This window comes from Aliirhizobium wenxiniae (genome assembly GCF_014201355.1).
GTDB lineage: Bacteria > Pseudomonadota > Alphaproteobacteria > Rhizobiales > Rhizobiaceae > Neorhizobium > Neorhizobium wenxiniae.
This window is the reverse complement of record NZ_JACHEG010000004.1, coordinates 161,408-186,852: the sequence shown is the minus strand read 5'-3', so window position 1 is coordinate 186,852 and position 25,445 is coordinate 161,408. Positions and strand designations below refer to the sequence as shown.

The window sequence follows — 25,445 nt, the reverse complement described above, 5'->3', positions numbered from 1 at the left end:
GGGTGAGGCGCGGCGAGTGTTCGCCACGCCCACTTCAGGCGAGACTCAGCGCATTTCGCGTGCTTCTTCCACGAGGGCTGCAGCTTCTTCCGGCGAGATGTCGCCAGTGACTATCTGGGCTGCAGCGTCATTGAGGGCCGCACCGACGCTCGCACCGAGCATCTGGTCGAGATAGAGCTGGTGATGCGGTGCCTTGGAAAGGTCCTCGGCGATCCGGCGCAGGCGCGGATCGGCAATGCCGGACTGGGCGTCTGTGCCGATCGGCAGCCAGATCTTCAGGCGGCCGCCTTCGGTCTGGTTCTTGTTGTTGGTCAGAAACTTCAGGAAATCGACCGTCGACTTGCCCGCATCCTTGGTCACCAGCCAGCCGTTGACACCGCCGAACGTGTCGGCCGGATCGCCCTTGCCGCCCTCGACTGCCGGGAAGGTGATGAAGTCGAGGTCGTCTCCAAGTCCTTTGCCTGAGGCCGAATTCTGCGCCTGCGCACCGACCAGGAAGTTACCGGCCAGATAGAAGGCGCCCTTACCGTCACCGAACAGGCCTGCCGCCTTGGGCTGGGTCGTATCCATGTAACCCGGCTGGAACGGTTTGATATCGGCCAATTGTTTCAGCGCTTCGCCAGCCTGGATGAAGGCCGGATTGTTGAAGCCTTCGTTTTCGCCCTTGTCTGCAGCTGCGACACCGTCAGTGCCAGCAATACGGGCAGCAAGCTGACCATAAAAGAGAGCGATCGGCCATTTGTCCTTGCCACCCATGACGATCGGCACGATGCCAGCACCCTGGATCTTCTTGGAGGCGGCAAGCAGGTCTTCCCAATTCTTGATCGCCTTCGGGTCGACACCAGCCTTTTCGACAAGCGCCTTGTTGTACCAGAGCACGACGCTCGCGGCATACATCGGCACGCCATAGAGCTTGCCATCATGGCTCATCGACTGGATGCCGGAGGGTGAATAGTTCTTGCGGTCCGCATCGGTGAAATCGGCCGAGATATCCTTCAGCACACCGGCCTTGGCCTGTTCTGCGAAAACGCCACCTGTCCAGGTGAAGAAGGCATCCGGACGCGCGGATGACTGAAGAAGTGTCGGCAGCTTGGATTTGAACGACGTGTCGTCGAGAAAGTCGAACTGCACTTTCGTGCCGGGTTTTTCCGCCTCATACGCCTTTGCGACGTCGAGGTAATACTGCCGCCCTTCGGGAACATTCGGCTCGATCGCCAGCATGCGGACGTCGTCGGCCAGCGCCGAGCCAGCCAAAGTCAGTCCCAGGACCGTTGCGGCCCCGAGGCAAAATGATTTCATGACAATTTCCTCCAATATGCCTGGCTGATGACGCCAGATCCCTCCGAGCCGAGGCTCCACCCCCGGTTCATTCTTGGAGCCTAGACCATGCGGTTTTGCACCCCTCGTTATAATTTTTAACAGTCTTGATGATTGCGAAGGTTTTTCTTGCAAACACCGACAAGTTGATATCGCTGATGAATCGGGGTCTGATGGAGGAGATGATGACCGCGAAGAAACGCAATGAATTTCAGGTCGCGCTACTTTTCAAGGCGCGTGGAAGTTACGGGCGGGAGATCATTGCAGGCGTCTGCGACTACGTGAAATCAACACGTGCCGTCTGGGACATGTTGCTGCACGAGGATTTTCGCGACAGCGTTGCAGGGATCGCTGACTGGTCGGGAAACGGTATCATCGCGGATTTCGACGATCCGGAATTCGTCAAGGCGCTGTCGGAAGTGTCGATACCGGTTATCGGTGTCGGCGGCTCCTATCACCGGGACGCCGATTATCCCCGCAATTTTCCTTACGTGGCGACGGATAACGAAAAGCTGGTAACGGAAGCCTATACCCATCTGGTCGACATGGGCCTGCCGCGCTTTGCCTTTTACGGACTACCGGAGACCCGCTCGTATCGGTGGTCGGAAGAAAGGGAGAAAGCCTATCTTAAGCTCTGCGCGCGGGATCGCGCAAAGCCGGAAATCTTCAAGGGACAAGGTACGTTCGGGCCGGACTGGGACGAAATTCTCGCCGATGTGATCGCCTGGCTGAAAGGCCTGCCGAAGCCGATCGGCGTGATTGCCGTGACGGACTCCCGTGCGCGCCACATCCTGCAGGCCTGCATTCTTGCCGATATCGCGGTTCCAGAACAGGTCTCGATCGTCGGTATCGATGACGATCCGCTGCTGCGCATGCTGACGCGTATTCCGATCAGCTCGGTGCGGCAGGGAACCCGTAGCATGGGCCGCACCGCCGCCGCGATGCTGCACCGCCGGCTGATCGGCGCCACATTGGACGAGACCCGTGTGATCGTCCCGCCGGAAGGGCTGAATGCCCGGATGTCTTCCCGCTACCAACCGATCTACGACCCTTACGTAATGCGGGCGCGTCATTATATTCGCCAGTTCGCTGGCCAAGGGATCAAGGTCGCGCAGGTTGCCACCTATGTCGGCGTCTCCCGAACAACGCTCGAAACCCACTTTCGCCGCGCCTTCGGTTACACGGTTCACGACGACATGCTCGCCTACCGGCTGCAGCTTGCGCAGGAGATGCTTGCGGACGAAAGCCTGCCTCTGGAACGTGTCGCGGAACTCAGCGGCTTTAACAACAGCCAGTATATGCACACGGTCTTCAAGCGCGAGCTCGGCTGCAGCCCACGTGAATATCAACGAAACAGTTTCACCCGCTAGGCCTCAGATCGGGTTATGCCGGCACGGGAGCAGGCCTGCCGATAAGGCCGAAACCAGCCATTTCTTAAGTCTTTCCGTACCTCAACTGCGACAAATTGTCGCAGTTGAGGTACGTGCATCAAATCCACTTCCCAACCCGAAGGAACAGCCGTATCAAATACACCAAGAGGAGGTAACTACCGCATCTTCGCGGAATGGTTACGACGTGGCGACAGCCACGATAGGAGGCAACAACCACATACTGGCATCTTGCATGGGTCTGTGGGCTGCATGCTCGGGGAGCATGGGCGTTGGGAGCGTGCCGGTCTCGGCCGCATCATAGAGGAGGTAAGTTCATGAAGAAATTTCTTTTGTTTACGACTGCAGCAATTGGTCTCGCGGCAGGCACCTTTGCCGGTATCAGTACTGCGGCCGCATCACCCGACAAACCGGTCATCGGTTTCTCGATCGACGATCTACGCGTCGAACGGTGGGTACGTGACCGTGACTATTTCATCCAGGCAGCCGAAGGGCTGGGCGCCAAGGTCAGCGTCCAGTCTGCGGATGGCAATGAGGAAAAGCAGGTCAAGCAGGTTGAAAACCTGATCGCCCAGGGCGTCGATGCGATCGTCATCGTGCCGATGAACTCCAAGGTCTTCGACGCGGTCGTCGCCGACGCCAAGGCATCCGGCATCAAGGTGCTGTCCTATGATCGCCTGATCCTCAATGCCGATATCGATGCATATATTTCCTTCGACAACGAGCGCGTCGGTTTCATGCAGGCCGAAAACGTTCTGAAGGTGAAGCCGGAAGGCAATTACTACCTGCTTGGTGGCTCTCCAACCGACAATAACGCCAAATATCTGCGCGCCGGCCAGGAAAAGGCCCTTAAGGCAGCGGTAGATTCCGGCAAGGTAAAGATCGTCGGCTCGCAGTGGGTCAAGGAATGGAGCCCGACCGAAGCGCTTTCGATCATGGAAAATGCGCTGACGGCTGCCGACAACAAGATCGATGCCGTGGTCGCCTCCAATGACGGTACCGCAGGTGGCGCAATCCAGGCGCTTGCCGCCCAGGGCCTTGCCGGCAAGACTGCCGTTTCTGGGCAGGATTCCGACCTTGCTGCCGTCAAGCGGTTGCTCGACGGAACCCAGACGGTCACCGTCTACAAGCCCTTGAAGCTGATCGCCTCCGAAGCCGCAAAGCTGACTGTCCAGCTGGTGAAGGGTGAAAAGCCGGCATTCACCTCGAAAATCAACAACGGGACCAAGGATGTGGACACCCTGTTGCTGACGCCTACCGCCGTCACCAAGGAGAATATCGACATCTATGTGAAGGATGGGTTCTACACCAAGGAACAGATCGGCCTGAAGTAAACGAGCGAACGGCCCCGGGACATCAACCGTTCCCGGGGCCTTCAACCATTACGAGGGTACGATGAGTGAATTTCTTCTCGAAATGAAGAATATCTCCAAGAGCTTCTCCGGTGTGAAGGCTCTGGATGGAATTCATCTCCAGGTTCGCCGTGGAGAATGTGTCGGCCTCTGCGGTGAGAACGGAGCCGGCAAGTCGACGCTGATGAAGGTCCTGTCCGCGGTCTATCCCTATGGCACCTGGGAGGGTGAAATCCTGTGGGAGGGGCACGAACTGAAGGCCTCGTCCATCCGTGAAACGGAAAAGGCAGGCATTGCCATCATCCACCAGGAATTGATGATGGTTCCGCATCTGTCCGTCGCGGAAAACATCTTCCTCGGGTCCGAGATCAGCAATCACGGTTTTCTCGACTATGATGCGATGAACGCCCGGGCGCAGGAACTGCTCGCCAAGTTGAATGTCCATGACATCAACCCCGCGCTACCCGTTCTCAACTATTCCGGCGGCAAGCAGCAGCTCATCGAGATCGCCAAGGCGCTCAACAAGGATGCCAAGCTGCTGATCCTTGATGAGCCCACATCGGCATTGACCGCAACCGAAATCCGGACCCTGCTCGATCTGATCAAGAGCTTGAAGGCGGAAGGTCTCGCCTGTGTCTACATTTCCCACAAGCTCGAGGAAGTGGCCGAGATTTCCGACACCGTCACGGTAATCCGCGACGGGACGCATATCGCCACACGTCCGATCGGCGAACTGACGACGGCTAGTATCGTGACGATGATGGTCGGTCGGGAGATGAAGAACCTCTATCCTAAGGAAGAGCATGCGATCGGCGAGGTCGTTCTGGAAGCTCACAATGTTTCCTGTTGGGATGTCACCAATCCCGACCGGAAGGTGGTCGATGACGTATCCTTCAAGATCCGCAAGGGTGAAATCCTGGGCATAGCGGGATTGGTCGGCGCCGGTCGAACCGAACTGGTATCGACTCTTTTCGGCGCTTATCCCGGCAGCCACAGGGGAAGTGTCCATCTCGACGGACGTGAGATCACGATCCGCTCGCCGCGCGATGCCGTCAAGGCCGGGATCTGCATGGTGCCGGAAGATCGCAAGCGAAGCGGCATTCTTCCGATCATCGGCGTCGGACATAACATGACGATCTCGGTGCTCAATCGCTTTGCCGCTTTCGGGCTCATCGACGAGCATGAGGAGCTTGCCCAGATCCAGGCGGAAATCCTGCGTCTGAAAATCAAGACGGCCGATCCGATGCTGCCCATTGCCTCCCTTTCCGGCGGCAACCAGCAAAAGGCGGTACTCTCCAAGATGATGCTGCCCGATCCGCGTATACTCATCCTCGACGAACCTACCCGCGGCGTCGATGTCGGCGCAAAATACGAAATCTACAAACTGATTTTCGCGCTCGCCAAGGCCGGGGTGGCAGTTCTGATGGTGTCGTCCGAACTGACCGAAGTTCTGGGGATATCCGACCGTGTCCTTGTGATCGGGGAAGGCCGGCTGCGCGGCGATTTCGTCAATGACAACCTGACCCAGGAACACGTGCTGGCTGCGGCTTTAGGCCAGTCCACGCAGATGGCCTGAATTTGCAGTTACCGCTGTAGAAGGCGCTTTAAACATGGCGAATATAAATCTTCGAAAATTCCTTTCCGAAAACAAGATCGTAGCCCTGCTGATCGTGGTCGGCCTGATCTGGGCTCTGTTTGGATATCTCACCTATAATGCCGATACGGGTGTCTCAGGCTTCCTGACCGCGCGTAACTTCTCCAACCTGCTGCGCCAGATGGCGATCACCGGGATATTGGCGGCCGCGATGGTCTTCGTCATCGTGGCGGGCGAAATCGATCTATCCGTCGGTTCCTTGCTTGGCCTTCTGGGCGGTATCGCGGCCATTCTCGATGCGGTCTATGGCTGGCCCCTGGCCGGTACGATATCCTTCGTTCTGCTTGCCGGCGCGGCCCTTGGCCTGATGAACGGCTGGCTGACTGCCTATCTCGGCATCCCGTCCTTCATTGTAACTCTCGGCGGGCAACTTGCCTTTCGAGGGGCAGTGCTGGGCCTGACCGGCGGCATTACCATCGCCCCGGTTTCTCCCAGCCTGCGCTATATCGGCCAGGGCTATCTTCCCGGCTGGCTCGGCAACGGATGCGCCGTTCTGCTTTTCCTCGTCCTGCTTGTCATGGCGTTCAGGACACGTCGCAAGCGTCTCCAGCATAACCTGCGGGTACCGACCCCGGTGATGGAAGCGGTCAAGCTCGTCGTCGTCGGCCTGTTCATACTCGGCTTCGTACTGGTGCTGAATTCTTATCAGGGCATTCCCGTCCCCGTCCTGATGCTGCTCTTCGTGCTGGGCATCTTCACGATCATCGCCAAGGGCACGGTATTCGGTCGCTATATCTACGCCGTCGGCTCGAACTCCGAAGCCACGCGTCTCTCCGGCGTCAACGTCAATCTGGTCAAGATGGTGGTGTTTGGCCTGATGGGCCTGATGGCGGCGCTTGCAGGGATCACGACGACCGCCCGCCTTGCGGCAGGCACACCGTCCGCCGGTTTCGGCGGTGAACTGGATGCAATCGCGTCCTGCTTCATCGGCGGCACCTCCATGCGCGGCGGCGTCGGTTCCGTCATCGGCGCGCTTGTCGGTGCATTGATCATGGCCAGCCTCGATAACGGCATGTCCATGCTCGGCGTCGATACGTTCTGGCAACAGATCATCAAGGGCATCATCCTTGTCATCGCCGTCTATCTCGACATCATTTCCTCGGGCGTAAAGCGGCTCTAAAAATCCACTCCCGACGAAATATATGTTGCTGCTATGCACCCTGCTGAACCTTACCCGGTTCGGCAGGGTGTCCGTTTTCTCAAAGAGCAGGATATTGCAGCTTCGGGAGAAAAGATCTGTGCGGCATCTCCTTCCAACGGCTTCGAATTGCACCAGATCTAAGGACAGAGCCAAGGCGGCATGTTCCGCCGCAAGTCGCATCAGGAGACCATCATGACCTCGCCGCATCCTTCAAAGACCAGCATCGGCAATCACGAACTGCAGCCGGAAACGCAGATGCTGAACTACGGCTACGATCCGGAGCTTTCCGAAGGCGCGGTCAAGCCGCCGGTGTTCCTCACATCGACCTTCGTCTTTAAGTCGGCGGAGGACGGTCGCGATTTCTTCGACTATGTATCGGGCCGCAAGGTGCCACCGGAGGGCCGAGGCGCAGGACTGGTCTATTCGCGCTTCAACCATCCCAACAGCGAGATCGTCGAGGATCGTCTTGCGGTCTATGAACGTGCGGAAAGCGGCGCCGTTTTTTCCTCGGGCATGGCCGCGATCTCGACCACTCTGCTGGCCTTCGTCCGTCCCGGCGATGTGATCCTGCATTCCCAGCCGCTTTACGGTGGAACGGAAACTCTGCTTTCGAAGACGTTTGCGAACCTCGGTGTTTCAGCAGTCGGTTTTGCCGATGGCGCCGATGAAGGCTCGATCACTGCGGCAGCAGAAGAGGCGATGAAAAAAGGTCGCGTCTCGGTGATCCTCATCGAGACACCGGCCAATCCAACCAACAGCCTCGTGGATATCGCGCTGGTCAGACGGATCGCCGACCGGATCGGGGAGCAACAGGGGCACACACCCATCGTCGCCTGCGACAATACCCTTCTCGGCCCAGTCTTTCAGAGGCCGTTGCAGCATGGTGCCGATATCTCGCTTTATTCACTGACCAAATATGTCGGTGGACATTCCGACCTGATCGCCGGAGCCGCCCTCGGCAGCAAGGCGATCATCACGCAGATAAGGTCCCTGCGGGGATCGATCGGAACTCAGCTCGACCCTCACTCGTGCTGGATGCTCGGCCGGTCGCTGGAAACGCTGCAGATCCGGATGGAGCGCGCGAACAGCAACGCGAAAGCCACCGCCGACTTCCTCAAAGATCACCCCAAGGTTGGCAAGCTTCACTATCTCGGCTTTGCTGAACCGGAATCCGCCATCGGGCGTGTGTTCGCGTCGCAATGCAGCGGTGCCGGTTCGACATTTTCGTTCGACATAGAAGGCGGCCAGCCCGCAGCGTTCCGGTTTCTCAACGCCCTGCAGATCATCAAGCTCGCGGTCAGTCTCGGCGGCACAGAATCTCTCGGATCCCACCCCGCCAGCATGACACATTCCGGTGTACCTGCGGACGTGCGTCAGCGCATTGGCGTACTCGATTCGACGATCCGGTTATCGATCGGGATCGAGCATCCGGACGACCTAATTGCCGACCTTGCTCAGGCGCTTGACAAGGCATGAAGCCCCGCGCCGACATTGCATGTCGGCTCGCTCGATCACGCCCGGATCAGGATGCCCGCTTCGCGCGCGGCATCGACGAAAGCCTGCCGAGCATCTTCCGGTTTTTTCCTGCCGGCATCGACTGCGGCGCAGATTTCCAGGGCCTTGTCGAGAAACGTCCCATCTTCGGTTGGCCAGTCCTCGATCATCGCCCAGGCAGCGGCTTGCGTCGTCTCGATGACTGTCTCTTCCGGTGGCTCTCCAACGGATACGACAACCGGCTTTTTCCAGGGCGTGTTCATAGGTCTCGTTCCATCGCTTCAATCGCAGGCCTCTTAGCCCGATTCAACTCGGCTGGCGAGGCCGCAAATATAAAGCGGCATGGCCCGATCCGACATTCAAGGCTTGGGTGCAGGCGTTGGTGACGCGAGACAACTTATCGCGCGGCGATCTCTTTCTCGACCGATGATCCTTTGGCAACCATCTGCTCAAGCGTCATGTTATCCAGAACCGCTGAAATCGCATCGCGAACTTCCACCATCGAATGGCGCACCTGACAGTCTTCCGGATGATCGCAATCGTCACAAGGCTCGAAAGCGGTCTTGCTGGCACAGAGGATTGGCGCAAGCGGGCCGTCGAGAATTCTCACGGCATGGCCGATGGAAATTTCCGATGCTGGCTTGGACAAGGCGTAGCCGCCGCCCGGCCCTTTTTTGGAACGCAGTATTCCGCCCTTGCGCAATTCCAGAAGGATCGCGTCGAGAAACTTCTTGGAGATATTGTTCTGCTGGGCAATGTCGCTCACGAACGCGGTCTTGCCAGGTTCGATCTGCGCCAGATGGACAAGCGCCTTGAGCCCGTATTTTCCTTTTTTGGTCAGCATCGATGCCTGAGAACCCGGTTTGCCGGCATGATTGCCGGCTTACCAATGACCGATACAGGACTGGAGCAAAAGCTTCAATAATCGCTTGTCGGTAACAGTTTAGACAGACTGCCCCTTTGTCTTTGCGACAATCAAGCTGCGGTGCCCATTCAAGCGGCCTAAACCTCGAAAACCTTGCTGTGTGTTGCAACGAAGAACTGGCCCTCCGATGTCACCCAGCCACGGAACATTCCATCCGTGTTATAGGGCGCGGCGATTGATCCGTCCGCAGCAACTGCCACCAGCCCAGCGCCGATATTGTGGGGTTTAAGGTCTTCCATGATGACCTTGCCAGCTGCCTTTTCCAGATCTTCTCCGAGATAGTTTATCCGGCTCGCCACTTCATGGCCGACAGCATAACGGATGAAGAATTCCCCCTTGCCCGTTCCCGAAACGGCGCAGACGCCGTCGCGCGCATAGGTCCCTGCCCCGACGATCGGTGTGTCGCCAATACGCCCGGCCGGCTTGTTGTTATAGCCGCCAGTAGATGTCGCAGCCGCCAGATGACCTGCGCGGTCGAGCGCCACGGCCCCGACCGTGCCGTGTTTTTCTGCCTCGCTTGCCTTGATCGCTGTCCCGGCTGCAACATGCTCCTTCATCGCAGCCAGTGCCTTCACGCGGCGCTCGGTAGTGAAATAATCGGGTTCGACGATATCGAGGCCTTCTGCCTGCGCGAATGCGTCAGCTGCCGGGCCTCCGAGGAGCACGGCCTCACCCTTTTCCATGACCCGGCGCGCCGCCTTGATCGGATTGCGGATGCGCTTGGCGAGTGTCACGGCGCCCGCCTCCAATGTCCTGCCGTCCATGATCGATGCATCGAGTTCATGCTCGCCATCGGTATTTAGCGCCGCCCCATAACCGGCATTGAAATGCGGGCTGTTTTCCATAACGACAACAGCGGCCTGAACCGCGTCAAGCGCAGAACCGCCGGTATCCAGCACTGCCCAGCCAGCCTGTAACGAGCGATGAAGGTCTGCACGGGCAGCCGCCCATTCCTCCTCACTCAGATCGAGCTTCGCCATAACCCCGCAGCCACCGTGAATGGCGAGTGCAATCCTGTTCATTGTCTGTCCTGTTTTCAACCTGCAAAAAGGCCGGGCAAAGCGCCCGGCCGATTGTTCTTGTGTCCGGCCCGTTATTGCGCTGGGCGAATATTCATCGCAAGCGTATCTTCGTCTGAACGCGGCGTGATCTTGATCGCTTTCTTCATGCCCCAGGCCGAGACGATCGAAGCAATCGACAGGTTGGGACGGTCGCTGGCGACCAGCGCATTGGCATCCTTCAGAAGCTGCTCGCGCTTTTTGCCATCCATCTCGACGCCAGCATCCTCGATCAGCTTGTCCATCGAAGGGTTGGAATAACCGCGGATGTTGAAGGCGCCAAGTTTCTTTGCCGGATCGTTGGTGTGGACAAGCGAGGAGAGCGTGTAGTTCGCTTCGCCCGTCAGCGTGCCCCAGCCCGACATGGTCAGCGAATAGTCGCCGCGCGTATTTGCCGGGAAGTAGACGGCACCCGGCTGGGCATTGGCCTCGACCTGAATGCCGATCGCCGTCAGCATCTGGGCAATCGTCGTGCCGGTGTCCTTGTCGCCAGGCAAGCGGTCGTTGGTGAAGCTGAACACGACCTTGAACCCGTCCGGATAACCTGCCTCGGTCAGGAGCTTCTTGGCCTTCTCGACATCCGATGCTGGTGCCTTCACATCAGGATTGTAGCCGAAGATGTTGGGGGTCACGAGCTGCGACTGTACCGTACCCATGCCTTCCATTGCGATCTCTGTGATGGTCTCACGATCAATGGCAAGATCGAAAGCCTCACGAACCTTCGGGTCGAGGAAGGGGTTCTTCGGCAGAGGCGAACCGTCCTTGGCCGTGACTTGCGGCGGCTTCTCGCGGAAATCGAAGGCGATGTTGAAGAGGTAGACGCTATCCTGGCGGACGATGCTGAGTTTACTGTCGGTTTCGAGCGTCGGAACGTCAGATGCGGGAATGCGGGCGATCAAATCGACCTGGCCGGCCTTCAGCTGTGCAACGCGGGCTGCGTCATTCGGGATTTCCTTGCGCGTAACCTTGCCCCAAGGCTCCTTGCCGCCCCAGTAACCATCGAAGCTCTCCAGCACGAGCTGTTCTTTCGGCGTCCAGGACACGAACTTGTAGGGACCGGTGCCGATCGCCGCCTTGCCTGAGTTGAACCCTTCGGCCGCTTTCTCAGCGCTATCGGAGTAATCCTTGGCAGCGACATGCGACACGACGAAGAGGCGAATGAAATCGTTCGGCAGGTTCGGAGCCGGGCCATCGGTCTTTACCCGAATCGTGTGGGCGTCGACGATCTCCGTGCTTTTCACCCGGCGAACATAGATCGTTGTCGGATTGGGGCCGGCAACTTTTGGAATGCGCTCGATGGAGAACTTTACGTCTTCCGCAGTGAAATCGGACCCATCATGAAATTTCACACCCTCACGCAGCTTGAATTCCCAGGTCGTGTCGTCGATCGCCGTCCAGGACGTGGCAAGGCCCGGTTCCAGTTCGAGATTGTTGCCCGATTTGATCAGTGAATCGTAGATATGCTTCATCGCCTCGGCATGAGTGCCGGCTGCGGTGAAATCCGGATCGATCGACAGCGGACCGGCACGCACGCCGATGGTGAGATCGGCCGCCAGAGCCGCGCCGGAAACACTGCCGAGCAGGACCGCCGCCAGCGTAAGAGTGCGAAATGTCTTGGAAATAATCATTCTTCGTTCTCCTCTGTATTTGTCATTATTGGCCAATTGGGGGAATCCACGACGATTTTGGCGAGCAGTTCCGACAGCATCAGTTGTTCGGCTGGCGTCAATGCGGAGGTCATGACCCTCTCCCGCTCCACCATCGGCTGCATGGCCTGATCGACGATGCGTTTGCCTTCGTCCGTGATGTAGAGGACGAAGCTTCTCAAATCCGCCTGATCGACTTCGCGGCGGATGATGTTCTTGTCGATCAATTTCTGGATCGCGCGGCTGATCGTATTCTTGGGGAACCCCGAAGAGCTGCAGATAGCGCTTGCCGTCAGCCCGTCCGACAGGCCGAGCGAATAGAGCACGACGAATTCGGGACGCGGGAGCCCATGCTCCTTCTCGATCCGCCGGTAGATCGGCTCATTGAACTGCAACGCCAGGAAGTTGATCCGGAACGACAGCCAGCATGGATTTTGCCAAAGCTTGACGGCGACAAGATCTTCCACACGCCGGTTTCCGGCAGCCGCAAGGCCACCTTGCCGTAGCAGATTATCCAGCGCCTGTTCGTCTGTTTCACGCACGCTTGGCATCCCATCGCTTTTCAATTTAGTCCCGTATGGAACTTGACGCTGCATTAATTGGCTGTCAATTTCTTTTTTTAGTACCGTTTGGAACTTTGCATTTTCTGAAACACAGGGCTGCAAAGCATAATTTTTGTGCGTCTTGGCCGTGATCCGCAATTTCTTTGCGCAGATCAGCCAAAGCGAAGAATGGAGATGGGTTAAGTGAAGATCGCGGACATGAACTGGATGCAGGTGGAGACGAGGACCGCTGGCGATGATCGCTGCATTCTGCCGATCGGAAGCGTCGAGCAGCACGCTTATCTCAGTCTCGCAACCGACATGATCCTTGCTGAAAAAGTCTCCGTCGATGCGGCCGAACCGCTGGGTGTTCCCGTCTTTCCCGCTCTGCCTTATGGTCTCGCCTCGTCCTTCGCGAGTTTTCCCGGCACGTTGACCTTGTCGCTTGCGACTTATATCGGCGTCATCCGCGATCTTCTCGATGGTATGTACCGCTCCGGCTTCCGCCGGATCCTCGTGGTCAACGGCCATGGCGGCAACACGCCGGCAATGACGGTGATTTCCGAATGGCTGAACGATCATCCGGACGCATCGGTCAAATTCCACGATTGGTGGCGCGCGCCGAAGACGATGGCGAAGGTTCTCGAAATCGATCCGGCAGCTTCGCATGCTTCCTGGATGGAGAATTTCCCGTGGACGCGTACCGATGACCCGCGCCAGCCAACGACGCAGAAACCACGGGTCGACTTCGCGGCGCTGGCACGGGTCGATACGCAGCGCAAACGCATCCTTCTTGGCGACGGCAACTATCACGGTCTCTACCAGCGTCCCGATGAGGACATGCTGGCGATCTGGGAAGTCGCGGTGGCCGAGACACGCGAACTTCTGGAACACGGCTGGCACTAAACGCGACCACCAGCGGCCGCCAATGCGCGCCAGACTTTGAGCCCGCAGAAGACGGGAGAAGGGGAACAGATGCTAGGCTTCATCTTGCAAAGACTGTGGCAGGCGGCAATCGTCGTGCTTGCCATGTCGGCGCTGGTCTTTTGCGGCGTCTATGCTGTCGGCAATCCGATCGATGTGTTGATCTCGCCGGATGCGACACAGGACATCCGCGCCGCCGTCATCGCCCAATACGGATTGGACCTGCCGCTCTGGCAGCAATATCTCGGCTTCCTCGGCCGGGTCCTCGAAGGCGATTTTGGCCGCTCCTTCGTTTATAACATGCCTGTCAGTGAGTTGATCCTGTCGCGCCTACCGGCAACGCTGGAACTCACGCTCGCCGCCGTGCTTTTTGCCAGCCTCGTCGGCATTCCGATCGGCATGTATGCCGGTTATCGGCCGAACAGCCCGGTGTCGCGCGCCATCATGGCGCTCTCCATCCTCGGCTTTTCGGTGCCTACCTTCTGGTTCGGCCTGATGCTGATCATGCTGTTTGCCGTGCAATGCGGTTGCATGCCCGCGGGCGGACGGGGTGATACGGTGAGCCTGTTCGGCGTCGATTTCAGTTTCCTCACCGCCAACGGGCTATCGCATATGGTCCTGCCAGCACTCAACCTCGCGCTTTTCAAGTTTTCGCTGATGATCCGCCTGGCACGGGCCGGCACGCGTGAACTGATGTTGAGCGACACGGTAAAATTCGCTCGCGCCGCCGGCATTTCGGAATTCACCATTCTGAGCCGGCATGTGCTGAGACTGATCTCCATTCCGCTCGTCACTGTCTTCGGCCTGGAATTCGGCTCCACGCTCGCCTTTGCGGTGGTGACCGAGACTATCTTCTCCTGGCCTGGCCTCGGCAAGCTCATCATCGACAGCATCACATCGCTCGATCGTCCCGTCATGGTCGCCTATCTTATGCTGGTCGCCATGCTGTTCATCGTCATCAATCTTGTGGTCGACCTTACTTATGCGCTGCTCGACCCGCGCCTGCGGAAGGGAAGAGCCTGATGCGCGACACGCCATTTTTCCACTTTCTCGAAGAGTTCCGTCGCAACAGGGTCGCGTTCGGTGCGGCCATCGTTGTCGGCCTCATCGTCATCATCGCGCTTGTCGCTCCGCTGGTAACCCCGCAAGACCCTTACGATCTTGCCCATCTCGTGCTGCGCGATGCAAGAAGGCCGCCGGGTTATATCGGTACGGGCGGCTATACCCATTGGCTGGGCACAGATTCGCAGGGGCGCGATCTCCTTTCGGCGATTATCTACGGTCTGCGCATTTCGCTGCAGATGGGCGTGATCGCCGGCGGCATCGCCCTCGTCATTGGCGCAGTCGTCGGCTGTGCAGCGGCCTATATCGGTGGGCGTTTCGAAAGCCTCGTCATGCGCATTGTCGATCTGCAGCTTTCGTTCCCGGCAATCCTGCTCGCCTTCGTCATCGCCGCCATTCTCGGTCAGGGGCGTTATCAGCTTATTCTCGCACTGATCTTCGCCCAATATGCCTATTTCGCCCGCACTGCCCATGGCGCAGCATCGGCCGAACGGCAGAAGGACTATGTCGAGGCCGCACTCTCCATACCGCTGTCTCCTTTACGGGTGGTGCTGCGCCACATCCTGCCCAATTCCCTGCCGCCGCTGATCGTGGTTGCGACGGTACAGGTGGCAAGCGCCATCTCGCTCGAAGCAACGCTCTCCTTTCTCGGCGTCGGCCTGCCACCTACTGAACCATCGCTCGGCATGCTGATTGCCAACGGCTTCCAGTATCTGCTTTCCGGCCGCTACTGGATTTCGATCTATCCCGGCGTGGCGCTGATCCTGTTCATCGTCTCGCTCAATCTCGTCGGCGACCAGATCCGCGACCAGCTCAACCCGAGGCTTCGCCGATGACCGAAGAAACTACTGCACCACTGCTCGAAGTCTCCAATCTTCGCACCTGGTTCCCCAGCACAAGGGGCGAGATCAAGGCAGTCGACGGCGTTTCCTTTTCGCTCGCACCCGGCGAGGTTCTCGGCCTTGTCGGCGAATCCGGCTCGGGCAAGTCGATAACCGGCTTCTCCATCATCGGTCTGATCGATGAACCCGGCCGGATCGTCGAGGGCTCGATCAAGCTTGAAGGCCGCGAACTGATCGGCCTTCAACCGCACGAGTTGAGGGAGATCCGCGGTAAGACCATTTCCATGGTTTTCCAGGACCCGATGATGACGCTGAACCCGGTGCTCAGCATCGGCACGCAGATTAGGCTCGCACTCGAAGCCCATGAAAAGATCGGCGCGGCAGAGGCACGAAATAGGGCCATCAAGGCACTGGCGCAGGTTCGCATCACCGAACCCGAGCGTAAGGTCGACTTTTTCCCGCACCAGTTTTCCGGCGGCATGCGCCAGCGCGTGGCGATCGCGATCGCACTGCTTCATCGTCCCAAGCTGATCATCTGCGACGAACCGACGACGGCACTGGACGTATCGATCCAGGCTGAAATCCTCGCAGAAATGAAGGAGCTCGTGGCCGAGCTCGGTACGGCGCTGATCTGGATCAGCCATGATCTCGCAACTGTCGCCTCGATTGCCGACCGGGTGGCCGTCATGCGTTTCGGCAAGATCGTCGAGATAGGTCCTGCGCTCGGCGTGCTGACCAGACCGCAGCACGACTATACCAAGGCGCTGCTTGATGCCCTGCCCTCACGGGCAAAACCGGGTGAACTTCTTTTGCGCGGCAGCGGTATAGCTGATGCTACCCCGCCGTCTCGAAAGACTGCAACAGGCGACCTGCCCCCACTCGGCAGCCCGTATCTGGTGATCGATACCGCCGTCAAACGCTTCGAAAAAAACGCCGGCCTGTTCAAAAACATGGCGATCCGCGCCGGCATCGCACAGCCTCAGGCAGTCGTGCAGGCCGTGGATGGCGTCTCGATCACGCTGAAACGAGGCGAGGTGCTTGGCCTTGTCGGTGAATCCGGTTCGGGCAAGTCGACGCTCGGACGCATGGCAGCCGGCATAACCGTGCCGACATCCGGCACCATTCGTCTCGCCGGCAGGCCGATCATGAGCGCCGGTCGCAGCCCGCGCAAGATTACGACCCGCGTCCAGACCATATTTCAGGACCCGTTCGCTTCGCTCAACAGCCGTATGCGCGTGGGTGACATCGTTGCCGAAGGCCCGCTAGCGCACAGGCTCGTTTCCCGCGCGGAAGCACCCGGCTATGTGGGCCAATGGCTGTCGGCAGTCGGGCTCGATCCCTCCTTCGCCAACAGATTCCCTCACCAGTTTTCCGGCGGGCAGCGGCAGCGTATCGCGATTGCACGGGCACTCGCCATGCAGCCGGACGTCGTCGTTTGCGACGAGCCGGTCGCCTCGCTCGACGTGTCGATCCAGGCGCAGATCATCAACCTTCTTATCCGCCTGCGCTCCGAACTCGATCTGTCGTTGATTTTCATCAGCCACGATCTCTCGGTCGTGCGGCATCTCTGCGACCGGGTGGCGATCATGTATCGCGGCCGCATCGTGGAGGAAGGCGATGCAGCTGGTATCTACGACGACCCGCAACACGACTACACCAAGCGGCTGCTCGCAGCCGTGCCAGTTTTGCCGATCGCGGCATGATCATCATGGGAGAACAGGACAGATGGAACCTTGGGAATGGGATGAACAGATCTGGCGCGGCAAGGTCGAGAAAGTTCGTGCTGGACGATCACTGAAACCGAAGGCCTGGAAGGGCGGCGCGCGCTGCGCCGTGGCGCTTTCCTTTGACAGCGACCACGAGACCAATGAGTTGCGCGACGGCGGCGAATCCATCGGCCGCATGTCGCAAGGCCAGTATGGCAATCGCAAGGGCGTGCCGCGTATTCTCGAAACGCTTTCCGCCGCCTCGGTTCCGGCGACCTTCTTCGTACCGGCCGTCACCGCCCTGCTCTATCCGGACGAGCAACGGCGCGTGATCGCTGAAGGCCATGAAATCGGCCTGCATGGCTGGATCCATGAGGTGAACACCAAGGTGCCGGCAGATAAGGAACGCGAACTGCATTTCCGCGCCGCCGATACGCTGGAGAAAATCACGGGCATCCGCCCTGTCGGCATGCGCACGCCGTCCTGGGATTTTTCCTCAGTGACGCTTGAGATCGAGCGCGAACTCGGGCTGATCTACGATTCCTCGCTAATGGCCGACGATGATCCCTATGAGCTCGTCGAAGAGGGCGAAGCGACGGGCATGGTCGAATTGCCGGTCGAATGGATCCGTGACGACGCGGTCTATTTCAACATGAACCGTTTCACAGCGCTCAGGCCCTACACGCCACCGACCGCCGTTCTCGACATCTTCAAGCGCGAATTCGACCGCGCCTATCAGGAAGGCGGGCTGTTTCTGCTAACCATGCATCCGCATGTCACGGGCTACCGCTCACGCATCTTCATTCTCGAAGAACTGATCCGGCATATCAAGGCTCATGACGATGTCTGGTTCGCCACCCATGCGGATATCGCTCGTTTTGTGAAGGAGGATTCCGGTGTCTGATGGACAGAGGAAGGTTGCGATCGTCACCGGCGGCGGTCGCGGCATCGGCCGAGGCTGCGCCCTCGATCTCGCCCGCCATGGCTTCGATATCGTGATCGTCGACCTGATCGAAGAGGACCTTGCGCGCACTGCCGTTGAAATCAGCGAGCTCGGACGCCAGGCACTGACATTCATCGCGGATGTCAGCAATCATGCCCGCGCTGCCGAAATTGTTGCGGAGGTCGACCGGCAATGGGGCCGCATCGACATCCTGTTCAATAATGCGGGCCGTTCGATGTCAAAAGGGATCGAGGAGATCTCCGAACAAGAGTTTGACACCACGATCGCCATCAATCTCAAGGGTGCATTCAACTATATTCAACCGACAGTTCCGGTGATGCGCCGGAATGGCGGTGGGCGGATCATCAACATGTCGTCGATGAACGCCCATACCGGCGGCGTCACCAGCGCCGTCAGCAAATTTTCCTACACCGCCGCTAAGGCAGGCATCATCGGCATGACAAAGGCACTCGCCAAGGAACTTGCTCCGGAAATCGTCGTCAATGCCGTCTGCCCCGGTGTGATCAAGACCGAACGATCGAACGCCATGATCGATGCGCGGGAGGCGAGCCTTTCTGCCGGCATATCGCTAGGACGTGTAGGAACGCCTCAGGATGTCGCGAGTGTGGTGACGTTTCTGGCAACCGCTGAACCGAATTTCATAACCGGCCAGGACATCCAGATCGACGGCATGCAGTGGGTGAGGTGAACGACCCGTACCGCGACGTGAGGCAGCAAGCCGCCTGCCTTACATTCTTTGCCTGTCTGACAAAAAGATAAGGTCCTCCTCAGGTCACTCTTCGTCAATGCCTTCCGTCAGACCGTCGTAGACTTCCATCAGCGCATTGGTAATCGCCTGACCAAGTGCATTTCCCGCAGCACGAACGTCGTCATCATTTCCATCACGGGCGGCACGCGCAAGCTCGAAGCCCTGATCGGCGACCAACTGCTTTGCAACCTCTATCGCCCAGAGACCGAAGTCTCCGCGATTGCCGATCTCGATCGTGTCGTCCATATCAATGCTCCCTCGGTTACGGCTTCCATCTAACGTAACCAACGCTTAAGGCAAGCTTCGAACCGGCCCGGTTCTCCGAAAGCGGGTTCAAAAAGAAGTCGCATCTTCGTATTTGGAATTCGTATAATTCTAGTTCGATTATAATAATAAATTATATTGCAGTGCGGAATTTTCGATGGAACTATGACGGCAACAAGGGTCGCTAAAGGCCTGGACCACCAGTAGGAGAACATCGATGAAATCCTTTATAAAGGCCGGCATCGTCGGCTTATCGACACTTTTTGCCTGCAGTTCAGCTTTCGCACTCGGCGATCCGATCAAGACCGCGATCGACGCGACCTTTGCACCACATGCCATGCCTACCCTCGACGGCAAGATCGAGGGTTTCAATGTCGACATGGCAGATCTGATCGGCGAACGTCTCGGCAAGAAGGTCGATCTGACCGGCGCGCAGTTTTCCGGTCTCATCCCGGCACTTCAGGCCGGCACCTATGATTTCCTCGTCGCACCGGTAACCGTCAACAAGGAGCGTGCCGCGAACCTTCTTTTCACCGAAGGCTTCATGGATACGAATTTCGCCTTCGTCGTCCCGGCCAACGCGCCGGAATACAAGACGCTCGAAGACTTCAAGGGCAAGACGATCGCCGTCAACAAGGGCTCGGCCTATGACAGCTTCCTGCGCGAGAAGGAAAAGGAATTCGGCTGGAAGGTCGAGAGTTACGGCACCAATACGGATGCCGTCGCAGCAGTGATGGCAGGCCGCGCGGATGCCAATCTTGCCGGCAACACCGTGGCCGCATGGTCGGTCAAGCAGAACCCGCGTTTGAAGCTATCCTATGAATACGTGACAGGTCTCGTATGGGCGCTTTCGTTCCGCAAGGGCGATGAGGCAAATCGCGATCTGGTGGATCGGGCAATCGAATGCCTGAAGCTGGACGGCTCCATGGCAAAGCTTTCCGAAAAATGGTTCGGCGTCACGCCGGTTGCCGGCACGACCATCGTCACCCCGACCAAGGGTTTCGGTACACCGGGCTTCGACGGCTACAAGGATGACGACCATCAGGCCTCCTGCGAGAACCTGAAGTAATCCCAGCATCGTGGACGGGCGGGGCCTCCCACTCGCCTGTCCACTCTTTTTCAGACCGCGATGCGACCTGCTGCTGCAGGTCGTATCCGGGCGGAAACGCCGCTGATCCGCCGGTCGGATCGGCCATCCCGCCTGACACCGTGCCTGCCGGAGTAGCCTGAATGGCCAATCGCCCCATGCTGGAAATCGTCTCGCTGGAAAAGCGCTTCGGTACCAACACCATTCTGAAGAAGATCGATCTGAAAGTTGCGGAAGGCGAACTCGTCTTCGTCATCGGCCCGTCCGGTTCCGGCAAGAGCACGATGCTGCGCTGCTGCAACCGGCTTGAGGAGCCGACATCCGGCGACATCATTGTAGATGGCCGCAACATCATGGCCGGCACCCGCCGCGATCTCGACCGCATGCGGCTGCAGATCGGCATGGTCTTCCAGGGCTTTCACCTCTACCCACATATGAGCGTGCTGAAGAATGTCACGCTCGCCCAACGCAAGGCGCTGAAACGGTCGAAAGTGGAAGCCGATGCGCGCGCCATGGACATGCTCGAACAGGTCGGCATGGAGCACAAGGCGGATGCCTATCCGGGCGAACTCTCCGGCGGCCAGCAGCAGCGCGTCGCGATTGCCCGCTCGCTCGCACTCGATCCGAAGGTCATGCTGTTCGACGAGCCGACGTCTGCGCTCGATCCCGAACTCGTCGGCTCCGTGCTGAAAGTTATGAAGGACCTTAAATCCAAAGGCATGACGATGGTCGTCGTCAGCCACGAAATGGGTTTTGCCCGCGAGACGGCCGACCGGGTTGTCTTCATGGATGGCGGTGTCGTGGTCGAACAGGGCACGCCGGACGAGATTTTTGGCGCGCCGAAGGCTGAGCGCACCCGTGCCTTCCTCTCGCGCGTTTCCGGATAACCGCCATGGACCGGTTTCTCCAAACCTTCTTCAACCCGGTGGTGATGGCGCAATATACGCCGGATATCATCGCCGGCATCTGGGTGACGCTCCAGATCGCCGCCGCCGTCATCATCGCCGGCATTGCGGGCGGCTTGTTGCTTGCCTGCCTGCGCAGCTATCGCATCAAGACGTTGAACTTCTTCATCATCTGTTATGCCGACATCTTTCGCGCCCTGCCGCCGCTGGTCGTCATCCTCATTCTTTATTTCGGCTTTCCGTCGATCGGCATCCAGCTGTCCGGGCCGATGGTGCTGTTCATCGTGCTGGCGGCGACGCTTGCCGCCTTTGCCGAGGAGATTTTCTGGGCCGGTTTCTCGTCGGTCGAAAAGGGCCAGTGGGAGGCTGGCATCGCCACGGGTCTCGGCTTCACCCGCACACTCGCCTATGTCGCCCTGCCCCAGGCGGTGCGGCTCGCCATCCCGCCGCTCGTCAACCGCGTCCTTGCGATCACCAAGATGACGGCGCTCGGTTCTGCCATCGGCGTCTCTGAAATCCTGTCTAGCGCCACGACGGCGCAGAGTTTTTCCGGCAGCGCCACGCCGCTCACCATGTCGGTCGTCGCCTATCTGGTGATCTTCCTGCCGATGGTGATCGTTGCCCGCTGGCTGGAAAGCCGCACCGCCTGGAAGAAGCGGTAGGAGGCCGGACATGGATATCTTCATCGACCAGTTCTTCAATATCGAGATCATGCGCAAATCGCTGCCGCTGCTCATCACCGGCCTGTGGATGACGTTGCAGCTCTGCAGCGCCGTCATCCTGCTCGGCCTGATCGGCGGCCTGTTCGTGGCACTCGGCAACATGAGCGAGCGCCGCTGGCTGCGATGGCTTTCGATCGCCTATACCGATCTCTTTCGCGCTCTGCCGCCGCTGGTTCTGCTGATCTTCATCTATGCCGGCCTGCCCTTTGCCGGCATCAACATCTCGCCCTTTGCCGCCGTCGTCATCGCCTTCCTGCTCAACAACTCCTCCTATTACGCGGAGGTCTATCGCGCCGGCCTCATCTCGGTCGCGAAAGGCCAGTGGGAAGCGGCGCAGTCGACGGGTCTCAGCCCCGCACAGACGCTGATCTACGTCGTACTACCGCAGGCGGTACGCAACGTCCTGCCGGACCTGCTGTCGAACACGGTGGAAGTGGTCAAGCTCACGTCGCTTGCCTCGGTCATCTCTTTGTCCGAACTTCTCTACAATGCCGGCATGGCCCGGTCGGTTACGTACAATGCCTCGCCGCTGGTGCTGGCCGCTCTCTTTTATCTCGTGCTGCTGTGGCCGCTGGTACGCCTCGTCAGCCATTTCCAGCGGCGTCTGGCCGCCTGATCGCTTCGAAAGGAACCCCGATGACCGTCATGAAGATTGCAGGTGCCCAGCTCGGCGCCATCCAGAAGGCCGACAGCCGCGAAAGCGTGATCAAGCGCATGATCGCGCTGCTCGACGAGGCAGCCTCCAAGGGTGCCGATCTGGTCGTCTACCCGGAACTGGCGCTGACCACCTTCTTTCCCCGCTGGTATATGGAAGACCAGGCCGAGATCGATTTCTGGTTCGAGACCGAAATGCCGAACGCGGCCACCCAGCCGCTGTTTGATCGCGCCCGCGAGCTTAGTATCGCGATCACCTTCGGTTATGCCGAAAAGACGCCTGACGGCCACTATTACAACACCTCGATCATCACCGACCGTCAGGCAAACATCGTCGGCAAATATCGCAAGATCCATCTTCCCGGCCATTCGGAATACGATACCGAGCGCGCCTTCCAGCATCTCGAAAAGCGCTATTTCGAACCCGGCGATCTGGGCTTCAACGTCTGGCGCAACGAGGGCGTCATCATGGGCATGGCGATCTGCAACGACCGCCGCTGGCCCGAAACCTTCCGTTGCCTCGGCCTGCAGGGCGTAGAGCTGGTGACGATCGGCTACAACACGCCTTCGGTGAACGCACAAATGAGCGCCGAGGGACTGGAAAAGCGTCTGTTCCATTCGGAACTTTCGCTGCAGGCCGGCGCATACCAGAACGCCACCTATGTCGCCGGTATCGCCAAGGCGGGCGTCGAGGACGGTCATCCGCTGATGGGCGGCTCGATCATCGTCGATCCGGACGGCTTCATCTTGGCAAGGGCCGTAACGGAGGAAGACGAGTTGATCATCGCCGAATGCGATTTTGCCAAATGCGACTTCGGCAAGAAGACGATCTTTGATTTCGAACGCCATCGTCGTATCGAACACTATGGCCGCATCACGAGCCAGACCGGCGTCATCGTCGAAGTTTAAGGAACAGCGCAATGACAGAGTTCGATACCGTCATCCATGGCGGCCGCATCGCCACCGCATCCGATGTCTTCGATGCCGATATCGGCATCATCGACGGCCGTATCGCCGCCATCAGCGAGAAGATCGCGGGCGGCACCCGCCGGATCGATGCCGGCGGCAAGCTGGTGGTTCCGGGCGGCATCGAGGCGCATGCCCATATCGCCCAGGAAAGCTCCAGCGGCCTCATGTCCGCCGACGACTATTATTCGGGCTCTGTCTCCGCCGCTTTCGGTGGCAATTCCTCCTTCATTCCGTTTGCCGCACAGCATCGCGGCCAGTCGATCGCCGATGTCATTTCGACCTATGACGGTCGCGCGGCCCCGCAATCGGTGCTCGACTATTCCTACCACCTGATCATTTCCGATCCGTCCGCCGCCGTTCTGGAAGAGCTGCCGGGCGTCTTTGCCCGCGGCATCACCTCCTTCAAGGTGTTCATGACCTATGACCTGATGAATATCGGCGATGGCGGCATGCTCGACATTCTGACGGTGGCGAAAACCCATGGTGCGCTCACCATGGTCCATGCCGAAAACAACGACATGGTCAAATGGATGAACAAGCGGCTGGCCGCTTCCGGCCTCACCGCACCGAAATACCATGCCATCAGCCGCCCGGAACTGGCCGAAGAAGAGGCTATCAATCGCGCCGTGTCGCTGGCGAAACTCGTCGATGCAGCACTTTTCATCGTCCATGTCTCGACTTCTGGCGGTGCCGCCATCGTCCAGCGGGAAAAGCTTGCCGGCACGAAACTGTTTGCCGAAACCTGCCCGCAATATCTGGCGCTGACCCGTGAGGATCTCGACCGTCCGGGCATGGAAGGTGCGAAATTCATCTGCTCGCCGCCGGTGCGAGATGCGGCAACGCAGGCCGCGCTTTGGCGGCATGTGCAGTCCGGCACGTTCGAAAGCGTGTCTTCCGACCACGCGCCATATCGTTTCGATGCCTCAGGCAAGTTCGCCAATGGCACGGATGCGCCTTACCCCAAAATTGCCAACGGCATGCCCGGCATCGCCATGCGCCTGCCCTATCTGTTCTCCGAGGGAGTCGCCAAGGGCCGCATCACTCTGCAACAGTTCGTCGCGCTGTCGAGCACCAATGCGGCCAGGACATTCGGCGTGGCAAAGAAGGGCACGATCGCGCCCGGTTACGATGCCGATATTGCCATATGGGACCCGGAAGCCCGCCACACGGCAACGCTTGCCGACCAGCACGACAATATGGATTACACGCCATTCGAGGGCATGGAAATCGAAGGCTGGCCGGTTATGACCATGAGCCGCGGCGATGTCATAGTCGAGAACGGCGCGTTGAAGGCCGAGCGCGGCCGCGGCCGCTTCATCGCCCGCAACCCGGTCGATCTCACGGGCAAGCCCGGCTACCGCGCCAAGGAACTCGATCCGGCGCAGAATTTTGGCGTGGAGATCGCGCCATGAGCACGCCCAAAAACATGATCGGCCCGATCCTCGTCATCAATCCGAACAGTTCCGAAAGCGTCACCGAAGGCCTTCGTGAAGCGGTCGCCGGCATGCAGTTTCCCGGCGGTCCGGTAATCGAATGCATCACCATCAGGCAAGGCCCGCCCGGCGTCGTCACCCAGCGCCATGTCGATGAGGCTTCGCTTCGCACCGCAGACCTGATCGAAAGCCGCTCGGATGCTTCGGCCTATGTGTTGGCCTGCTATTCACAGCCCGGTCTCGATCTCGCCCGGTCTATCACCACCAAACCGGTTTACGGCATTCAGGATGCCGGGGTGTTGAGTGCGCTGGCGCTTGCCGATCTCTTCGGCGTCATCGCCGTTGCCGAAGGCTCGATCCCGCGTCACTTACGCAATCTTCGCCGCCTCGGCGTCGATGGCAGGCTTTCCGGTGAAGTCGCACTCGAAGGTTCGATCAGCGTCGCGGAAAGCGGCCATGGGGAGGAGAGCTATTCGGCATTGCTCAAGGCCGGCACGAAACTTCGGCAGATGGGCGCCGGTGCCGTCGTGCTCGGTTGTGCAGGCATGTCCGGCCATCGCCGCAGGCTGGAAAAAGAACTCGGGATCCGCGTCATCGACCCGACCCAGGCGGCCGTCGCCATGGCGCTCGGCGCAGTTCTGACCTGAC

Annotated in this window: 25 protein-coding genes; 18 read left to right on the top strand and 7 right to left on the bottom strand. The window is 59.1% G+C overall.

Annotated elements, in window-relative coordinates; all coding sequences use genetic code 11:
• Nucleotides 1–45: 45 nt before the first annotated feature.
• Nucleotides 46–1,299 (bottom strand): ABC transporter substrate-binding protein, encoded by a 1,254-nt coding sequence (locus HNQ72_RS18445; protein WP_183994035.1) that lies wholly within the window; start codon nt 1,297–1,299, stop codon nt 46–48.
• A 203-nt stretch (nt 1,300–1,502) separates the two neighbouring features.
• Here HNQ72_RS18445 and HNQ72_RS18440 point away from each other — a divergent pair, with 203 nt between their 5' ends.
• From HNQ72_RS18440 to HNQ72_RS18420, 5 genes are all read left to right on the top strand, one after another.
• Nucleotides 1,503–2,687: an AraC family transcriptional regulator gene (locus tag HNQ72_RS18440; RefSeq protein WP_183994033.1), complete on the top strand. Its 1,185-nt coding sequence runs from the start codon at nt 1,503–1,505 to the stop codon at nt 2,685–2,687.
• Nucleotides 2,688–3,022: 335 nt separating this feature from the next.
• Nucleotides 3,023–4,039, top strand: a complete 1,017-nt coding sequence (xylF, locus tag HNQ72_RS18435) for a D-xylose ABC transporter substrate-binding protein (RefSeq protein ID WP_183994031.1) — start codon at nt 3,023–3,025, stop codon at nt 4,037–4,039.
• 61 nt (nt 4,040–4,100) lie between these two features.
• Entirely contained in the window at nt 4,101–5,633 is a 1,533-nt protein-coding gene (locus tag HNQ72_RS18430) for a xylose ABC transporter ATP-binding protein (RefSeq protein ID WP_183994029.1), read from the top strand.
• Nucleotides 5,634–5,667: 34 nt separating this feature from the next.
• The gene (locus HNQ72_RS18425; RefSeq protein WP_183994027.1) at nt 5,668–6,831 is read left to right on the top strand and encodes a sugar ABC transporter permease; all 1,164 of its coding nucleotides are present in this window, start codon (nt 5,668–5,670) and stop codon (nt 6,829–6,831) included.
• Nucleotides 6,832–7,044: 213 nt separating this feature from the next.
• Nucleotides 7,045–8,328 carry a cystathionine gamma-synthase family protein gene (locus HNQ72_RS18420; protein ID WP_183994025.1) on the top strand — a complete coding sequence of 428 codons (1,284 nt, stop codon included), beginning with the start codon at nt 7,045–7,047 and terminating at the stop codon, nt 8,326–8,328.
• Between the two features lie 35 nt (nt 8,329–8,363).
• Here the strand turns inward: HNQ72_RS18420 and HNQ72_RS18415 are convergent, their stop codons facing one another.
• The 5 genes from HNQ72_RS18415 to HNQ72_RS18395 all read right to left on the bottom strand — a co-directional run bounded on the left by HNQ72_RS18415 (nt 8,364) and on the right by HNQ72_RS18395 (nt 12,676).
• Nucleotides 8,364–8,609 carry a DUF982 domain-containing protein gene (locus HNQ72_RS18415; protein ID WP_183825422.1) on the bottom strand — a complete coding sequence of 82 codons (246 nt, stop codon included), beginning with the start codon at nt 8,607–8,609 and terminating at the stop codon, nt 8,364–8,366.
• A 134-nt stretch (nt 8,610–8,743) separates the two neighbouring features.
• Complete coding sequence (locus HNQ72_RS18410; protein WP_183994023.1) at nt 8,744–9,190, bottom strand: RrF2 family transcriptional regulator; 447 nt, start codon at nt 9,188–9,190, stop codon at nt 8,744–8,746.
• A gap of 158 nt (nt 9,191–9,348) precedes the next feature.
• Nucleotides 9,349–10,293 carry an isoaspartyl peptidase/L-asparaginase family protein gene (locus HNQ72_RS18405; RefSeq protein WP_183994021.1) on the bottom strand — a complete coding sequence of 315 codons (945 nt, stop codon included), beginning with the start codon at nt 10,291–10,293 and terminating at the stop codon, nt 9,349–9,351.
• A gap of 71 nt (nt 10,294–10,364) precedes the next feature.
• A complete protein-coding gene (locus tag HNQ72_RS18400; protein ID WP_183994019.1) occupies nt 10,365–11,957 on the bottom strand; it encodes an ABC transporter substrate-binding protein in 1,593 nt (530 codons plus the stop codon).
• Nucleotides 11,954–12,676: a MarR family winged helix-turn-helix transcriptional regulator gene (locus HNQ72_RS18395; RefSeq protein WP_244654448.1), complete on the bottom strand. Its 723-nt coding sequence runs from the start codon at nt 12,674–12,676 to the stop codon at nt 11,954–11,956. Before HNQ72_RS18395 ends, HNQ72_RS18400 begins: the two co-directional genes overlap by 4 nt.
• A gap of 45 nt (nt 12,677–12,721) precedes the next feature.
• On the opposite strand from HNQ72_RS18395, the gene HNQ72_RS18390 reads away from it, so the two are divergent.
• The 6 genes from HNQ72_RS18390 (at nt 12,722) to HNQ72_RS18365 (ending at nt 18,703) form a co-directional block, all read left to right on the top strand.
• Entirely contained in the window at nt 12,722–13,423 is a 702-nt protein-coding gene (locus HNQ72_RS18390) for a creatininase family protein (protein WP_183994017.1), read from the top strand.
• 69 nt (nt 13,424–13,492) lie between these two features.
• Nucleotides 13,493–14,464 (top strand): ABC transporter permease, encoded by a 972-nt coding sequence (locus HNQ72_RS18385; protein ID WP_183994015.1) that lies wholly within the window; start codon nt 13,493–13,495, stop codon nt 14,462–14,464.
• Nucleotides 14,464–15,339, top strand: a complete 876-nt coding sequence (locus HNQ72_RS18380; protein WP_183994013.1) for an ABC transporter permease — start codon at nt 14,464–14,466, stop codon at nt 15,337–15,339. The genes HNQ72_RS18385 and HNQ72_RS18380 overlap by 1 nt, the downstream gene beginning before the upstream one ends.
• Nucleotides 15,336–17,048, top strand: a complete 1,713-nt coding sequence (locus tag HNQ72_RS18375; protein WP_183994011.1) for a dipeptide ABC transporter ATP-binding protein — start codon at nt 15,336–15,338, stop codon at nt 17,046–17,048. The genes HNQ72_RS18380 and HNQ72_RS18375 overlap by 4 nt, the downstream gene beginning before the upstream one ends.
• Nucleotides 17,049–17,070: 22 nt before the next feature.
• A complete protein-coding gene (locus tag HNQ72_RS18370; RefSeq protein ID WP_183994009.1) occupies nt 17,071–17,955 on the top strand; it encodes a polysaccharide deacetylase family protein in 885 nt (294 codons plus the stop codon).
• Entirely contained in the window at nt 17,948–18,703 is a 756-nt protein-coding gene (locus tag HNQ72_RS18365) for an SDR family NAD(P)-dependent oxidoreductase (protein ID WP_183994007.1), read from the top strand. The genes HNQ72_RS18370 and HNQ72_RS18365 overlap by 8 nt, the downstream gene beginning before the upstream one ends.
• An 84-nt stretch (nt 18,704–18,787) precedes the next feature.
• Here the strand turns inward: HNQ72_RS18365 and HNQ72_RS18360 are convergent, their stop codons facing one another.
• Nucleotides 18,788–19,009 (bottom strand): hypothetical protein, encoded by a 222-nt coding sequence (locus HNQ72_RS18360; protein ID WP_183994005.1) that lies wholly within the window; start codon nt 19,007–19,009, stop codon nt 18,788–18,790.
• 235 nt (nt 19,010–19,244) lie between these two features.
• Between HNQ72_RS18360 and HNQ72_RS18355 the strand changes: the two genes are divergently transcribed.
• The 7 genes from HNQ72_RS18355 (at nt 19,245) to HNQ72_RS18325 (ending at nt 25,444) form a co-directional block, all read left to right on the top strand.
• A complete protein-coding gene (locus HNQ72_RS18355) occupies nt 19,245–20,096 on the top strand; it encodes a transporter substrate-binding domain-containing protein (protein ID WP_183994003.1) in 852 nt (283 codons plus the stop codon).
• Between the two features lie 161 nt (nt 20,097–20,257).
• Nucleotides 20,258–21,001 carry an amino acid ABC transporter ATP-binding protein gene (locus tag HNQ72_RS18350; RefSeq protein ID WP_308422352.1) on the top strand — a complete coding sequence of 248 codons (744 nt, stop codon included), beginning with the start codon at nt 20,258–20,260 and terminating at the stop codon, nt 20,999–21,001.
• 5 nt (nt 21,002–21,006) lie between these two features.
• Nucleotides 21,007–21,681 carry an amino acid ABC transporter permease gene (locus tag HNQ72_RS18345; protein ID WP_210319645.1) on the top strand — a complete coding sequence of 225 codons (675 nt, stop codon included), beginning with the start codon at nt 21,007–21,009 and terminating at the stop codon, nt 21,679–21,681.
• Between the two features lie 10 nt (nt 21,682–21,691).
• Nucleotides 21,692–22,357, top strand: coding sequence for an amino acid ABC transporter permease (locus HNQ72_RS18340; RefSeq protein ID WP_183994001.1), 666 nt, complete (start codon nt 21,692–21,694; stop codon nt 22,355–22,357).
• 20 nt (nt 22,358–22,377) lie between these two features.
• Nucleotides 22,378–23,304, top strand: a complete 927-nt coding sequence (locus HNQ72_RS18335; RefSeq protein WP_183993999.1) for an N-carbamoyl-D-amino-acid hydrolase — start codon at nt 22,378–22,380, stop codon at nt 23,302–23,304.
• Between the two features lie 11 nt (nt 23,305–23,315).
• Complete coding sequence (gene hydA / locus HNQ72_RS18330; RefSeq protein ID WP_183993997.1) at nt 23,316–24,776, top strand: dihydropyrimidinase; 1,461 nt, start codon at nt 23,316–23,318, stop codon at nt 24,774–24,776.
• On the top strand, nt 24,773–25,444 hold the full coding sequence (locus HNQ72_RS18325) for an aspartate/glutamate racemase family protein (protein WP_183993995.1): 672 nt from the start codon (nt 24,773–24,775) through the stop codon (nt 25,442–25,444). The genes hydA and HNQ72_RS18325 overlap by 4 nt, the downstream gene beginning before the upstream one ends.
• Nucleotide 25,445: the final 1 nt, after the last annotated feature.

Coding starts and splice junctions, on each gene's coding strand:
- HNQ72_RS18410 (WP_183994023.1), bottom strand. CDS start 9,190: ATGCTGACCAAAAAAGGAAAATACGGGCTCAAGGCGCTTGTCCATCTG.
- HNQ72_RS18345 (WP_210319645.1), top strand. CDS start 21,007: ATGGACCGGTTTCTCCAAACCTTCTTCAACCCGGTGGTGATGGCGCAA.
- HNQ72_RS18370 (WP_183994009.1), top strand. CDS start 17,071: ATGGAACCTTGGGAATGGGATGAACAGATCTGGCGCGGCAAGGTCGAG.
- HNQ72_RS18440 (WP_183994033.1), top strand. CDS start 1,503: ATGACCGCGAAGAAACGCAATGAATTTCAGGTCGCGCTACTTTTCAAG.
- HNQ72_RS18335 (WP_183993999.1), top strand. CDS start 22,378: ATGACCGTCATGAAGATTGCAGGTGCCCAGCTCGGCGCCATCCAGAAG.
- HNQ72_RS18360 (WP_183994005.1), bottom strand. CDS start 19,009: ATGGACGACACGATCGAGATCGGCAATCGCGGAGACTTCGGTCTCTGG.
- HNQ72_RS18400 (WP_183994019.1), bottom strand. CDS start 11,957: ATGATTATTTCCAAGACATTTCGCACTCTTACGCTGGCGGCGGTCCTG.
- xylF (WP_183994031.1), top strand. CDS start 3,023: ATGAAGAAATTTCTTTTGTTTACGACTGCAGCAATTGGTCTCGCGGCA.
- HNQ72_RS18420 (WP_183994025.1), top strand. CDS start 7,045: ATGACCTCGCCGCATCCTTCAAAGACCAGCATCGGCAATCACGAACTG.
- HNQ72_RS18445 (WP_183994035.1), bottom strand. CDS start 1,299: ATGAAATCATTTTGCCTCGGGGCCGCAACGGTCCTGGGACTGACTTTG.
- HNQ72_RS18355 (WP_183994003.1), top strand. CDS start 19,245: ATGAAATCCTTTATAAAGGCCGGCATCGTCGGCTTATCGACACTTTTT.
- HNQ72_RS18375 (WP_183994011.1), top strand. CDS start 15,336: ATGACCGAAGAAACTACTGCACCACTGCTCGAAGTCTCCAATCTTCGC.
- HNQ72_RS18415 (WP_183825422.1), bottom strand. CDS start 8,609: ATGAACACGCCCTGGAAAAAGCCGGTTGTCGTATCCGTTGGAGAGCCA.
- HNQ72_RS18350 (WP_308422352.1), top strand. CDS start 20,258: ATGGCCAATCGCCCCATGCTGGAAATCGTCTCGCTGGAAAAGCGCTTC.
- HNQ72_RS18430 (WP_183994029.1), top strand. CDS start 4,101: ATGAGTGAATTTCTTCTCGAAATGAAGAATATCTCCAAGAGCTTCTCC.
- HNQ72_RS18340 (WP_183994001.1), top strand. CDS start 21,692: ATGGATATCTTCATCGACCAGTTCTTCAATATCGAGATCATGCGCAAA.
- HNQ72_RS18380 (WP_183994013.1), top strand. CDS start 14,464: ATGCGCGACACGCCATTTTTCCACTTTCTCGAAGAGTTCCGTCGCAAC.
- HNQ72_RS18385 (WP_183994015.1), top strand. CDS start 13,493: ATGCTAGGCTTCATCTTGCAAAGACTGTGGCAGGCGGCAATCGTCGTG.
- HNQ72_RS18405 (WP_183994021.1), bottom strand. CDS start 10,293: ATGAACAGGATTGCACTCGCCATTCACGGTGGCTGCGGGGTTATGGCG.
- hydA (WP_183993997.1), top strand. CDS start 23,316: ATGACAGAGTTCGATACCGTCATCCATGGCGGCCGCATCGCCACCGCA.
- HNQ72_RS18325 (WP_183993995.1), top strand. CDS start 24,773: ATGAGCACGCCCAAAAACATGATCGGCCCGATCCTCGTCATCAATCCG.
- HNQ72_RS18425 (WP_183994027.1), top strand. CDS start 5,668: ATGGCGAATATAAATCTTCGAAAATTCCTTTCCGAAAACAAGATCGTA.